12 protein-coding genes are annotated in these 12,573 nt (G+C 70.8%); 10 read left to right on the forward strand and 2 right to left on the reverse strand.

Annotated features, from left to right (window positions below; translation table 11 throughout):
• Positions 1–97: 97 nt before the first annotated feature.
• The gene (locus IWH25_RS10330; RefSeq protein WP_203385724.1) at positions 98–1,093 is read left to right on the forward strand and encodes an EAL and HDOD domain-containing protein; all 996 of its coding nucleotides are present in this window, start codon (positions 98–100) and stop codon (positions 1,091–1,093) included.
• The gene (locus tag IWH25_RS10335; RefSeq protein ID WP_203385725.1) at positions 1,086–3,287 is read left to right on the forward strand and encodes a putative bifunctional diguanylate cyclase/phosphodiesterase; all 2,202 of its coding nucleotides are present in this window, start codon (positions 1,086–1,088) and stop codon (positions 3,285–3,287) included. The genes IWH25_RS10330 and IWH25_RS10335 overlap by 8 nt, the downstream gene beginning before the upstream one ends.
• A gap of 15 nt (positions 3,288–3,302) precedes the next feature.
• On the opposite strand, the gene nadC is transcribed toward IWH25_RS10335, so the two are convergent.
• A complete protein-coding gene (gene nadC / locus IWH25_RS10340; RefSeq protein ID WP_203385726.1) occupies positions 3,303–4,160 on the reverse strand; it encodes a carboxylating nicotinate-nucleotide diphosphorylase in 858 nt (285 codons plus the stop codon).
• Between the two features lie 262 nt (positions 4,161–4,422).
• On the opposite strand from nadC, the gene IWH25_RS10345 reads away from it, so the two are divergent.
• From IWH25_RS10345 to IWH25_RS10360, 4 genes are all read left to right on the forward strand, one after another.
• A complete protein-coding gene (locus IWH25_RS10345; RefSeq protein WP_203385727.1) occupies positions 4,423–5,136 on the forward strand; it encodes a hypothetical protein in 714 nt (237 codons plus the stop codon).
• Positions 5,137–5,234: 98 nt separating this feature from the next.
• On the forward strand, positions 5,235–5,813 hold the full coding sequence (locus IWH25_RS10350) for an isochorismatase family protein (RefSeq protein WP_238998863.1): 579 nt from the start codon (positions 5,235–5,237) through the stop codon (positions 5,811–5,813).
• A gap of 1 nt (position 5,814) precedes the next feature.
• Positions 5,815–7,158 carry a nicotinate phosphoribosyltransferase gene (locus IWH25_RS10355; RefSeq protein WP_203385729.1) on the forward strand — a complete coding sequence of 448 codons (1,344 nt, stop codon included), beginning with the start codon at positions 5,815–5,817 and terminating at the stop codon, positions 7,156–7,158.
• Positions 7,159–7,276: 118 nt separating this feature from the next.
• The gene (locus IWH25_RS10360) at positions 7,277–8,050 is read left to right on the forward strand and encodes a hypothetical protein (RefSeq protein ID WP_203385730.1); all 774 of its coding nucleotides are present in this window, start codon (positions 7,277–7,279) and stop codon (positions 8,048–8,050) included.
• 63 nt (positions 8,051–8,113) lie between these two features.
• Here IWH25_RS10360 and IWH25_RS10365 read toward each other — a convergent pair whose 3' ends face one another.
• Entirely contained in the window at positions 8,114–8,458 is a 345-nt protein-coding gene (locus IWH25_RS10365) for a PilZ domain-containing protein (protein ID WP_203385731.1), read from the reverse strand.
• Positions 8,459–8,610: 152 nt separating this feature from the next.
• On the opposite strand from IWH25_RS10365, the gene clpX reads away from it, so the two are divergent.
• From clpX to IWH25_RS10385, 4 genes are read left to right on the forward strand one after another with little or no spacing between them, the layout of a single operon-like run.
• Positions 8,611–9,612, forward strand: coding sequence for an ATP-dependent Clp protease ATP-binding subunit ClpX (gene clpX, locus IWH25_RS10370; RefSeq protein WP_203385732.1), 1,002 nt, complete (start codon positions 8,611–8,613; stop codon positions 9,610–9,612).
• A 55-nt stretch (positions 9,613–9,667) separates the two neighbouring features.
• Positions 9,668–10,105, forward strand: a complete 438-nt coding sequence (locus IWH25_RS10375) for a hypothetical protein (RefSeq protein ID WP_203385733.1) — start codon at positions 9,668–9,670, stop codon at positions 10,103–10,105.
• Positions 10,102–11,958: a radical SAM protein gene (locus IWH25_RS10380; protein WP_203385734.1), complete on the forward strand. Its 1,857-nt coding sequence runs from the start codon at positions 10,102–10,104 to the stop codon at positions 11,956–11,958. Before IWH25_RS10375 ends, IWH25_RS10380 begins: the two co-directional genes overlap by 4 nt.
• A 2-nt stretch (positions 11,959–11,960) precedes the next feature.
• Complete coding sequence (locus IWH25_RS10385; RefSeq protein WP_203385735.1) at positions 11,961–12,401, forward strand: hypothetical protein; 441 nt, start codon at positions 11,961–11,963, stop codon at positions 12,399–12,401.
• The last annotated feature ends 172 nt before the right edge of the window (positions 12,402–12,573 follow it).

A 12,573-nucleotide genomic window follows, 5' to 3' on the forward strand; every position in this document is an offset into this window, starting at 1 on the left:
GGCCGGGCGGCCGCCGGGCCGGAACTTAGGCGCAGGCGGCGCTGTCCGACGTTCGGATTCGCGCCCGCAACGGGCGGGAACGGAGGGAGGGGCCGGCATGGGGGTGCTGTCGCAACGGATCGTCTTACGTCTTCTGGCCGATGCCGGCCTGCGGCCGGCCGCGCTGCAGCTGATTCCGCTCGCCGCCGCCGAGGACGAGCTCGCGGCCGGCTTTTCCCGGCCGGCGCTGGCCGAACTGGCCGCCGCCTTTCCCTGCGTCATCGCCGCCGGCGACGATGCCCGCCTGCCGCCCGCGATCCGCGATGCGGCCCGGGCTGCCGGCTGTCGCATCGTCGATGACGGCGCCATCCTCGTTCCCGATGCTCCGCCGGCCGCGCCGCTGCCCGGCGGCGTCCGCTATCTGGCGGGCGACGCCTTGCTGCAGCTGCCGGCGCGCAGCGTCGCCGACAAGACCGGTTCGCGGACGCTGGCGCTGCGCCTCGCGCAACTGGTCGCCAGCGATGCGGAAACGCGCGAGATCGAGGAAGTCTTCCGCCTCGAGCCGACGCTGTCCTACCACTTGCTGCGCCTGGTCAATTCGCCCGGCGTCGGTGCCGGCCGGCAGATCACCAGTTTCGCCCAGGCGATCCTGATCCTCGGCCGTAACCAGCTGCGGCGCTGGCTCAACCTGCTGCTGTTCGCCGCGCGCAAGGACGACCCGCGGGCGCCGATGCTGATGGCGCGGGCGAGCGCCCGTGCACGTAGCCTCGAACTGCTGGCGAAGGCCGCCGGCTACGACCGCGACGGCCAGGAGCGCGCCTTCATGGCCGGCATGTTCTCGCTGCTCGGCGTGATGTTCGGGATGCCCCTCGCCGACGTGCTGCAGCCGCTGCGCCTCGACGAGTCGGTCGTCGCCGCGCTGCTGCGCCGCGAAGGCGAACTCGGCGACCTGATGGCGGCGGTCGAGGCCGGCGAGCGCGGCGACCTCGACCGGCTCGCCGGGCGGTTGGCCGATGCCGTCGCGGCCGACGTGGATGTCGACGGCATTTTCCTCGATGCCCACCGGTGGACGCTCGGCCTGATCCGCGAAGCCGGGGAGTCGGGCCATGGCTGACGCGTTGCTGCGGCGCTGCCTGGACCTCTGCCGCGAACTGCGCGCGGCGGACGGGGCGTCGGGGGCGCCGGCCGCGCTCGCCGAGCTCGAGCACCTGCTGACCGCGCTGTCGACGCGTGCCGCGGCGGCGCTGCCGCTGCAGATGCGGATCATCGAGCAACTGCGCGAGCCGATCATCACGATGGACCTCGCCGGCTACGTCACCGGCTGGAACGCCGCGGCCGAAGAGCTGCTCGGCTACACCGCCGCCGAGGCGATCGGCCAGCACATTCTGTTCCTCTACGCCGACGAGGCGGGCGGCGCGGTGCCGGACGAGATGCCGGAGCTGTTCCTCGACAACGGCAGCTCGTTCTTCGAGGTGCGCCGGCGCAAGAAGTCGGGCGAGGTGTTCTGGGCCGGCATGTCGCTGTCGACGATCCAGGGCGACGACGGCGAGCCGCTCGGCCTCGTCGCGCACCTCACCGAGATCACCAACCGGCGCGCCGCCGAGGAGCAGCTGCGGCTGCAGGCGCGGGTGATCGAGAAGAGCGAGCAGGGCATCCTGATTACCGACGCCGACGAGCGCATCGTCTTCGTCAATGCCGCCTTCACGCAGATCACCGGCTATACCGCCGCCGAGGCGATCGGCAGGACGCCCGACCTGCTGCGCTCGGGCGTCCATTCCGCCGACTTCCGCGCCGAGGTGCACGCGGCGATGGCCGGCGCCGGCCCGTGGCAGGGCGAGATCGTCGGCCGCCGCAAGAACGGCGAGCTGTTCCCGCAGTCGGTGTCGATCAGCGTCGTGCGCAACGAGGCGGGCGAGGTCACGCACGCCTTCTCGATCTTCTCCGACATCAGCATCCTGCGCGCGACCGAGGAGCGCATGCAGCAGCTCGCCAACTTCGATCCGCTGACCGGCCTGCCCAACCGCACCCAGCTCGGCCAGCTGCTCGGCCAGGCGCTGGCGTCGGCACGGCGCAACGACCGGCACGGCGCGCTGCTGGTGATCGACCTGTTCCGCTTCACGTCGATCAACGACACGCTCGGCAACGACGTCGGCGACGCGCTGCTGCGCGAGGTCGGCAGCCGCCTGCGCGGCGCGCTGCGCGACGAGGACGTTCTCTCCCGCGTCGGCGGCGACGAGTTCGTCGTCGCGCTGTTCGACATCCGCAAGCGCGAGCACAGCGCCTTCGTCGCGCAGAAGCTGCTGCGCGTTCTCGGCGAGCCCTTCGTCATCGCCGGTCACAAGCTCTACGTCGGCGCCAGCATCGGCATCTCGGTGTATCCCGGCGACGGACTGGAGACCGCCGACCTGCTGCGCTTCGCCGACGTCGCGATGAAGCGCGTGCAGAAGAGCGGCGAGACCGGCTACCTGTTCTACAGCCCGGAGATGGACCGGCGCGCGCGCGAGAACCTGCGCCTCGAGGGCGAGCTGCGCAACGCGCTGGCGAACCGCGACCTGCTGCTCTACTACCAGCCGAAGGTCAGCCTGCGCAGCGGCCGCATCGTCGGCGCCGAGGCGCTGCTGCGCTGGCGGCATCCGGACGAGGGAATGATCGGGCCGGCGGTGTTCGTGCCGATCGCCGAGGAGACCGGGCTGATCTTCGACCTCGGCGAATGGGTGCTCGACGAGGCCTGCCGCCAGCTGCGCGCCTGGCTCGACGCCGGCATCGCCGCGCGGCCGGTAGCGGTCAACCTGTCGGCGCGGCAGTTCGACGCCCGCCTGCCGGAGCGGGTGCAGGCGGTGCTCGACCGCCACCGCATCGATCCCCGCCTGCTCCGCCTCGAAATCACCGAGTCGCTGCTGGTGCGCGCGCCGGAGGTGGTGATCCCGATCATGAACCAGCTGGTGGCGATGGGGCTGGCGCTGGCGCTCGACGACTTCGGCACCGGCTATTCCAGCCTCGCCTACCTGAAGAAATTCCCGATCAGCACGCTCAAGATCGACCGCGCCTTCGTCGTCGGCATTCCTGGCGACGACAACGACTGCGCGATCGCCCGCGCGATCGTCACGATGAGCCAGCAGCTGCGTCAGGAAACGGTCGCCGAGGGCGTCGAGACCGAGGCGCAGATGCGCTTCCTGCAGGAACTCGGCTGCGACCAGCTGCAGGGCTACCTGTTCAGCCCGCCGGTCGCCGCCGACGCCTTCGCCGACATGCTGCGCGAGGACCGCCGGCTGGCCGGCGTCGTTCCCGCGAGCTCGTCGATCGACTGAACGCCGGCGCGGCGTTTACACCTGGAAGCGCATCGACAGGTCGAGCGCGCGCACGTCCTTGGTCAGCCCGCCGATCGAGATGCGGTCGACGCCGGTCTCGGCGATCGCGCGCAGCGTCTCCAGGCTGACGCCGCCGGACGCTTCGAGCACCGCCCGGCCGGCCGCCAGCCGCGCCGCCTCGCGCATGTCGGCGAGGCTCATGTTGTCGAGCAGGATCATGTTCGCGCCGGCCGCCAGCGCCTGGCGCAGCTCGTCGAGGTTCTCGACCTCGATCTGCACGAACTTGCAGGCGCCGCCGCTCGCCGCCGCGACCGCCTGTGCCGCCGCCAGCACCGGTGCGATGCCGCCGGCGGCGAGGATGTGGTTTTCCTTGATCAGGATCGCATCGAACAGGCCGATGCGGTGATTGTCGCCGCCGCCGCACTTCACCGCGTATTTCTGCGCCAGGCGCAGGCCGGGAATCGTCTTGCGCGTGTCGACCACCACCGCCCGGGTGCCGGCGACGACGTCGGCGTACTGGCGCGCCTTGGTGGCGACGCCGGAGAGCAGCTGCAGGAAATTGAGCGCGCTGCGCTCGGCCGAGAGCAGCGCGCGCGCCTCGCCGCCGATCTCGCAGAGCAGCTGGTTCGGCGCGATGCGCTCGCCGTCGCGCGCGTGCCAGCGGATCGACACGGTCGGATCGAGGCGGGTGAAGACGCGGTCGAACCAGGCGGTGCCGCAGAGCACCGCGTCCTCGCGCGAGATCACGGTCGCGCTGCCGCGCTTGCCGGCAGCGATCAGTCCGGCGGTGAGGTCGCCGCTGCCGATGTCCTCGGCCAGCGCGGCGCTGACGTTGCGTTCGATTTCCTCGGCGAGCGAGCGTGCTTGGTCCATCGCGTATCTCCTGTGACGGGGCGAATTCTAGCATCCGCACGGCCGCTCCCCGGCGCGCTTGCGTCGCCCCGGCGAAGCGATACAGGGCCGTTGCGGGAGTCGTCGGTGCTGTAACACAAGCATCCGGTGATTTTCTAACTAATACCAAATGGATATTTACGGGGCCGCGCAGGCTTCCTATACTCGCCGTACTCGCAACGACAAGAACCATCGGCGCCGGCGATACCGCCTGCCCGGACGATGGCCTCACCAGGAGATCGAAATGCCGGAGACCCGAGACGTGCATGTCCGCGACATCTGCGAAGCGGCGGGCGAGGTGCACACCGTCGCCCAGTTCAAGGACTGGGTGCGCCACGAAGTCCGCCACGTGCTGCCGCACGGTGCGCTTGCCTGCGGCCACGGGCGGGTGACCTCGGCCGGCATCGCGATGGACTACGTGCTGACCGTCGACTACCCGGTCGAGCACCTGGCCACGCTGCGCAACGCCGCCGGCGGCATCGAGACGCCGATCATGCGCCGCTGGCTCGAGGCGCGTACGCCGCTGCTGTTCGAGGCCGACCAGCCGTGGGCCGGCGTCCCGGCCGACTGGCTGGAGAATTTCCGGCGCCACCGGCTGGTCAACGCGGCGGTGCATGCCTGCTACGACGAGGCGCGCTGCGTCGGCACCTACTTCAGCTTCCACCGCCTGCCGGCGCCGCTCGGCCAGCTGCAGCGGCACATCCTCAACGGCATCACGCCGCTGCTGCACGAGACGCTGCTCCATGTGATCGCCCGCGTCGAGGCCGATGCCTCGGGATGGCAGGCGCTGCCCGCCGCCGGGCGCAGCGACGCCGAGCTCGCCGCCGACATCGCGGCGGCGCTCGGCGTCTGCGAGCGGACGATCGGCGACCGGGGCGCCGCGCTCCCCGGCCCGATCGGCAGCGACAGTCGCGCCGGGCCAGCCGGCGGCATCGTCGCCGGCCTCCGCCTGCTGTAGGCGCTGTCTCCCGGTCGTCGTTTCCTGCCGGCTGCCGGCGCGGCGCCGTGATGCGTGCGCTATGATGAAAGCGACGATTAGACGGCGAGGGGATGACGATGCGCGTTCCGGATCCAGACATCGATGAGGGCGATGCGCTGATCGTCGTCGACGTCCAGCGCGATTTCCTGCCGGGCGGCAGTCTTGCCGTCGCCGACGGGGATGCCGTGATCGCGCCGCTCAACGGCTGGCTGTCCCGCTTTGCCGCCGCCGGCCGGCCGCTGTTCGCCACCCGCGACTGGCATCCGCCCGATCACTGCTCGTTCCGCGCGCAGGGTGGCCCGTGGCCGCCGCACTGCGTCGCCGGCACCGCCGGCGCGGAATTCCCCGCGGCGCTGCAGCTGCCCGCCGCCGCCCGCATCGTTTCGAAAGCGACGACGCGCGACCGCGACGCCTATTCCGGTTTCGCCGGCACCGACCTCGACGCGCAGCTGCGCGCGGCCGGCGTCCGCCGCGTCTTCGTCGGCGGGCTGGCGACCGACTACTGCGTCCTCAACACCGTGCTCGATGCGCGCCGCCTCGGCTATGCGACGGTGCTGCTCGCCGATGCGGTCCGCGCCGTCGACGTCGCCCCCGGCGACGGGGCGCGTGCCGTCGCGGCGATGCTCGCCGCCGGCGCGACCGTGCACGGAGGCTGACATGCGCGAATCGGCACTGCTCACCGACCTCTACCAGCTGACCATGCTGCAGTCGTACTTCGACGAGGGCATGAACGACACCGCCGTCTTCGAGTTCTTCGTCCGCCGCCTGCCGCCGCGGCGCGGCTTCCTCGTCGCCGCCGGCCTCGAGCAGGTGCTCGACTACCTCGAGGGGCTGCGCTTCTCGCCCGAAGAACTGGAGTGGCTGGCCGCGGGCGGGCGCTTCTCGCCGGCCTTCCTCGCCTCGCTCGCCGACTTCCGCTTCAGCGGCGACGTCGAGGCGATGCCCGAGGGCACGCCGTTCTTCGCCGACGAGCCGATCCTGCGCGTGGTCGCGCCGCTGCGCGAGGCGCAGTTCGTCGAGACGCGCATCATCAACCTGCTGCAGTACCAGACGCTGGTCGCCGCGAAGGCGGCGCGCGTCCGCCTGGCGGCACCGGGAAAACTGCTGGTCGATTTCGGGCTGCGCCGCGCGCACGGCGCCGAGGCCGGCCTGCTCTCGGCGCGCGCCAGCTACCTCGCCGGCTTCGACGGCACGGCGACGGTGCTCGCCGGCATGCGCTGGGACATCCCGCTGTTCGGCACGATGGCGCATTCCTTCGTGCAGGCGCACGACGACGAGAGCGAGGCCTTCGCGCGCTTCGCCCGCTCGCATCCGGCGGCGACGACGCTGCTGATCGACACCTACGACACCGAGGTTGCCGCCGCCGCGGTGGTGCCGCTGGCCCGGCGGCTGGCCGCCGACGGCATCGCGATCAAGGCGGTGCGCATCGACAGCGGCGACCTCGCCGAGCACGCCCGCCGCGTGCGCGCGATCCTCGACGCCGGCGGCCTGCCGGAGATCCGCATCTTCGCCAGCGGCAACCTCGACGAGGATGCGGTGCGCGCGCTCGTCGCCGCCGGTGCGCCGATCGACGGCTTCGGCGTCGGCACCCGGATGAACACCGCCGCCGACCAGCCCTGGCTCGACTGCGCCTACAAGCTGCAGGAATACGCCGGCCGGCCGCGGCGCAAGCGCTCGGAAGGCAAGGCCACCTGGCCCGGGCGCAAGCAGGTGTTCCGCCGCGTCGGCACCGACGGCCGCGTCGCCGGCGACACCCTGACGCTGCTCGGCGAGACGGCGCCGGGCGAGCCGCTGCTGCAGCCGGTGATGCGCGGCGGCCGGCGGCTGGCGCCGGCGCCGCCGCTGGCGGCGCTGCGCGACGCGGCGCAGGCGGCGATCGCGGCGCTGCCGCCGGAGCTGACTGCACTCGACGCCACGCCGGCAGTCGCCGAGGTGGCGCCGGCGCTGCGCGAACTGGCCCGGCAGGCCGACCGCGCGCAGGCGCACGGGGCCTCGGCGTAGGCGCCGGTATCGGTCGGCGATACCGGCCGGCGCCGCGGACGGTCCGTTCGCCGCCGCGCTTTTTCCGGCGCCGCCGCGCGGGCATGCTGCCGCCATCCCGTCAACCGAGGATCGCCCGATGGACCGTTTGCTTTCCCGCCTGCCGCTCTTCGTCACGCTCGCCGCCTGCGCCGCGCTGCTCGCCTACGGACCGATCGCGCAGCCGGCGCGCTATCACGACTTCGCCGACGTCTCGCTGTGGCTCGGCCTGCCGCACGCGGCCGACGTGCTCTCCAACCTCGGCTTCGCGCTGGTCGGCCTGTGGGGCTGGCGGCGGCTGGCGCCGCAGCGCATCCACCCGGCGCTGCGCGACGGCTGGTGGGGCTACCGCCTGCTGCTCGCCGGGCTGGTGCTGACCGCGATCGGTTCGGCCTGGTACCACCTGGCGCCGGACGACGACCGGCTGCTCTGGGACCGCCTGCCGATCGCGCTCGCCTGTGCCGGCCTGCTCGCCGCGGTGCGTGCCGAAACCGTCGGCAGCCGCGCGCCGCGCGACGAGGCGGCGCTGTTCGCGTTGCTCGGCGTCGCCAGCGTCGTCTGGTGGTACGTGACCAACGACGGCGGCGACGGCGACCTGCGTCCCTACCTGCTGCTGCAGGGGCTGCCGCTGCTGCTGATCCCGCTGTGGCAGGCGGCGCATCGCGCCGCACCGGCCGACCGCCTGTACTTCGGCGCCGCGCTGCTGCTCTACATCGCCGCCAAGGCGACCGAACTGCTCGACCACCAGTTGCTGGCGCTGCTCGGCGCGGTCAGCGGCCACACGCTGAAGCACCTGCTGGCGACCGTCGCCGCGGCGCTGATCGTCGGCCGCCTGGCGCAGCGCGTGGCGCCGTCGGCGAGGGCCGGCGCCTGAGCAAAAAAATGGCGGGGCGAAACTGCTGCCGCGCCATCCCCGTGTATTGGAGAGTGGGAAAAATCAGTGCTCAAGCGAACGCCGTCGACGCTGGAAGTCGTCGATCATCGCCATGTCCTTGTCGTTGATCGCGGCAATCGTGCAGCCGACGCCGCTGCCGCGCGTCGTCGCGTACCTGCGCACGACCTTGGCGACGAATTCGAGGGTCTCGGGAAAATCCGGCGACACGACGCGGCACAGCCAAGTGTTGCGCAGGCTGCCGCTGGCGTTCCGGTCGTGGTTGAGGTTGAGCGCGATCCCCGTTCCCGAGATGTTGACCACCTGTCCGACCAGCGACTCGCGGTCGCCGACCAGGGCCGCCATGCCCCAGATCGGGTGGCGTTCGCTTTTTCTGACGTCATGACGCATTGCAACCCCCGGAAAACGGTTGGTTCCGTGCTTCTTTTATAGGCGGGCGATTGGCGGAAAGCCAGCGCCGCCGGCCGCCGGCGGCTGCTAAATGCCCCCGATTTCGACTAGAGTATCGCCGTGCGGGGCCGGACGCCCCGCGAGGGAGGCGCGTGAAACCCAGCGAAATCGTCAGGCAGCTCAACGAACACGTGGTCGGGCAGGACGACGCCAAGAAGATCCTGGCGGTCGCCGTCTATTCCCACTTCAAGCGCACGGCGGCGCTGCGGCAGGCGGAAAGCCCGGTCGAGCTGGTGAAGAGCAACATCCTGCTGATCGGCCCCACCGGCACCGGCAAGACGCTGCTGTGCGAGACGCTGTCGCGCATCCTCGGCGTGCCCTTCGTCACCGCCGACGCGACCACGCTGGCGCAGACCGAGTTCGTCGGCGCCGAGATCGAGGCCATCCTGCAGCGCCTGCTCGACAAGGCCGGCGGCGACCTGGACAAGGCGCAGCGCGGCATCGTCTTCATCGACGAGGTGGACAAGCTGAAGGCACCGGCCGGCCAGTCGCGTGCCGCCTCCGGCGAGCGCGTCCAGCACGCGCTGCTGAAGATCATGGAAGGGGCGCCGGTCAAGCTGAAGAGCGGCCATTACATCGACACCACGCAGGTGCTGTTCATCTGCGGCGGCGCCTTCGTCGGCCTCGGCGAGATCCTCGCCCGCACGCACAGCTTCGGCTTCATCTCGACCTCGGAAGACGACAGCCAGAAAATCCTCGACCGGCTGAACGCCCGCGTCAAGCCGACCGACCTCTACGAGTTCGGGCTGATCCCCGAGTTCGCCGGCCGCCTGCCGGTCATCGCGCGGCTGCAGGACCTCGACCGCGACATGCTGGTGCGCATCATGGTCGAGCCGAAGAATTCGATCTACAACCAGTTCCGCGAAATCCTGAAGAGCGAGGGCGTCGAGCTGGTGATCGAGCCGCCGGTGTTCGAGCAGGTCGCCGACCTGGCGATCGAGTACCAGGCCGGCGCGCGCAGCCTGCGCGGCATCTTCGAGGAGATGATCACGCCGGTGCTCTACGTGGTGCCGGACAACCCGGCGGTGCAGCGGGTAGTGATCCCGTCGCTGTTCGAGGAGGCGCGCTTCTTCGGCGCGCCGGCGGGGAGCTGAGGGGCGTATGGCGGCGGGAACGGCAGCGGACAAGGCGGCGGGCGCGAGCTTTGCGGTGTTCAAATACAAGCACGGCAGCCGCACCGGCATGACGCCGCTGCGCCGCAAGTGGGCGATCGGCAGCCTGGTGCTGGCGGTCGTCGGTGCGATCGCGCTCTTTCCCGGCGGCCTGGCGCTGTTCCTGCTGCCGCTGCTGGTCTGGCTGACGGTGCCGCGGCAGCTCGCGCTCGGCCCGCGCTATCTGGTCTGCGGCGAAGCCATCGTCTATTACGGCAACGTCGACCGGATCGTCCTCGATCCGCAGGCGGGCAAGCTGACGCTGGTCTCCGCCGGCGACCGGCGTTTCACGATCGAGCGCGAGCGCTTCCCGACCGGCGCGCGCAAGAGCCACAAGATCGCCGCCAACAAGGAAGCCAAGTTCGGCAAGGTGGCGGCGAAGCTGATCGAGAAGGTCCGCCACGCGTCGCCGGCGGTCGAGGTCAGCGGCGCATGAACGCCCCGGAAACACAGCTCGCCGCGGCCGCGCTCGCGCCGCCGGCGTTCGCGCGCAGCATCCATCTGCTCTACGTGCCGACGCTCAACTGCAACCTCGGCTGCAGCTACTGCTATCTCGGCCGGCAGACCAGCGAGGCCGACTTGCGCGCCGACGGCGCGCGCGCCGTCGCCACACTGCGCCACGCGCTGGCGGCGCTGGAGGAGGCCCGCGTGCTCGCCTTCAACGTCTCGCTGCACGGCGGCGAGGTGACGACGCTGCCGCCGGCGGTGCTCGACGAACTCTTCATCCTCATCCGGCAGCACTACCTCCGCCACTTCGACGCCCTGACGGCCCTCGGCCACCGCAAGTCGGCGCCGCACATCAAGACCAACCTGTACAAGTTCGCGCCGCTCTACGAACTGTTCGACAAGCACAAGGTGTCGATCAGCGCCAGCATCGACCTGCCGCTCGCGCTGCACGCGCGCTACCGGCTGACGCGCAAGGGCGAGCCGTGGCTCGCGCGCACGCACGACAACCTGCGCCTGCTGGCGCGCTACCCGCATGCGAAGAAGATCTCGGCGACGCTGTCCGCCGAGCATCTGCAGGACATCCCGGCGCTGATCGACGACATCTGGTACATCCACCGCGAGCTCGGCGTCGACATGAACCAGCTGAACCTGATGTTCGCCTTCCCGTCGGCGCTGAATCAGGAAAAGATGGGTGGGGCGGTGCTCACGCCGTGCACGCCGGCGCAGCAACTCGCCCTGTACGACGCGCTGCACGCCGCCTTCGTCGGGAGCGAGCTGGAGGAGGGGCTGCGCCGCCACTGGTTCGACGAATTCACGCCGAGCTACTGCACCAACGCCGTCAATTGCGGCGAGAAGTTCTACCTGCTGCAGGGCGACGGCAACGTCTATTCCTGCGTGCGCGGGCAGGGCATCCCGGAGTTCCACTACGGCAACGTTTTCGCCGATCCGGTCGACGACATCCTGCGCACCGGCGCGCGCAAGATCGCCGAGATGCACCAGCGCCACGGTTTCGATGCCGGCTGCCGCAGCTGCGGCCACCTGCCGCTGTGCAATACCGGCTGCCCGGTGGTCAAGCACCAGAACGCCAGCGCCCGCTCCTACACCTGCGAACTGCAGCGGGCGATCTACCGCGAGCGGCCGCAGAGTTTCCCGGAATCCCCGCCCGACGAGGTCGCCGCCTACGCCCGCGACTACGCGCGGCGCATCCACCCGGCGCTGGCCGTCGCCGAGACGCCGCCGACGCATACAGCGCCGCTGTTCGCGCTGCCGCCGGAGCTCGACGAGGAGAAGAACACGCTGCGCGCGCTGATCGCCGCCGACCCGCTGCTGCAGGCACTCTACCGCGACGACGCCTTCGTCCTCGAAGTCGGCGACGAACTTGTGCCGCTCGCCTCGCAACTGCTGAAGCAGCGCGCCGACTGGTACACGCTGGCCGAGGCCGACCGCCTCGTCGTGCATGTGCGGCGCGAGCTGTTCGACGCCAATTGCAGCGAGCCGCTGCGCAACACGCTGTACCTGCAGATGCTGCGCGACACGCCGGTGGTCTATGGCGACGAGCGGCGCACGAAACAGGAGCACCTGTTCACCTGGCAGCTGCACACGCCCTGCCTGGAGCCCAGCGCCCGCCTCGGCGACGGCTGGCTGATGGCCGACCTGGCCGGCCTCGTCGCGCTGCACCGCCGCCTCTACCGGCGCGGCGTGCGCAACAACCTGTTGTTCACTACCGGCTACCTGCGCGACTACCACTACCAGAAGCAGAAGGCCAACGCCTTCTACCATATCCAGGCAGTCAACCTGCCTTTCCAGAACTTCGAGTTCTTCTACCTGAACCGGGAGCAATGAAGATGGGGCCGCAGGACCTGGAACGGATCGCCTACACCGTCGAGTGCTTCCTGAACGCGCTGCGCCTGCACGATGGCCGCGACCGCACGGCGGTCGAGGAGCCGCTGGTCAAATGGCTGGCGCGCGACGCCGGCAAGGACGGCTACGTCGTCTACAACCTCGGCGCGATCTACTGCCACGGCGCCGGCGGCCGCGTGAAGAAGAGCTTCACGCTGAGCGGCACCCGGGAGGGCAAGACGATCTGGTGCGACGGACGGAAGATCTCGCTGCTGGAAACGCCGGCCTACGAGAAGGGCGGCAAGCTGGTGATGCTCGGCACCGCCGGGCTGATCATGACGATGCCCGGCACCGGCGCCGCGGCGGCGTCGCCGCAGAAGCGCGAGCGCAGCAGCAATAACAACAATAACAACAACAATAATAACAATAACAACAACAACGGCTGAGCGGCGGCGGGCCGGCCGGCGGCCGCTTCGGCACGGCGGCGGGGCGCCCGCGCGCGCGGGCCGGGGCGTCGGAACCGATCTTGGCAAAGGGGGCGGAGGGGTGTCCGGATGGGCGGCAACATTTGCCGCCGGCGCGCCGTTGCCGGCGTCGCCGCCTTGCCGGGTGCCGTCG

Origin of the sequence: Azospira restricta, from assembly GCF_016858125.1 — a bacterium.
Lineage (GTDB): Bacteria > Pseudomonadota > Gammaproteobacteria > Burkholderiales > Rhodocyclaceae > Proximibacter > Proximibacter restrictus.

Bases quoted from the DNA above. Each gene is read 5' to 3' on its own strand.
- IWH25_RS10330 (WP_203385724.1), top strand. From the start codon at position 98: ATGGGGGTGCTGTCGCAACGGATCGTCTTACGTCTTCTGGCCGATGCC.
- IWH25_RS10335 (WP_203385725.1), top strand. From the start codon at position 1,086: ATGGCTGACGCGTTGCTGCGGCGCTGCCTGGACCTCTGCCGCGAACTG.
- nadC (WP_203385726.1), bottom strand. From the start codon at position 4,160: ATGGACCAAGCACGCTCGCTCGCCGAGGAAATCGAACGCAACGTCAGC.
- IWH25_RS10345 (WP_203385727.1), top strand. From the start codon at position 4,423: ATGCCGGAGACCCGAGACGTGCATGTCCGCGACATCTGCGAAGCGGCG.
- IWH25_RS10350 (WP_238998863.1), top strand. From the start codon at position 5,235: ATGCGCGTTCCGGATCCAGACATCGATGAGGGCGATGCGCTGATCGTC.
- IWH25_RS10355 (WP_203385729.1), top strand. From the start codon at position 5,815: ATGCGCGAATCGGCACTGCTCACCGACCTCTACCAGCTGACCATGCTG.
- IWH25_RS10360 (WP_203385730.1), top strand. From the start codon at position 7,277: ATGGACCGTTTGCTTTCCCGCCTGCCGCTCTTCGTCACGCTCGCCGCC.
- IWH25_RS10365 (WP_203385731.1), bottom strand. From the start codon at position 8,458: ATGCGTCATGACGTCAGAAAAAGCGAACGCCACCCGATCTGGGGCATG.
- IWH25_RS10380 (WP_203385734.1), top strand. From the start codon at position 10,102: ATGAACGCCCCGGAAACACAGCTCGCCGCGGCCGCGCTCGCGCCGCCG.
- IWH25_RS10385 (WP_203385735.1), top strand. From the start codon at position 11,961: ATGGGGCCGCAGGACCTGGAACGGATCGCCTACACCGTCGAGTGCTTC.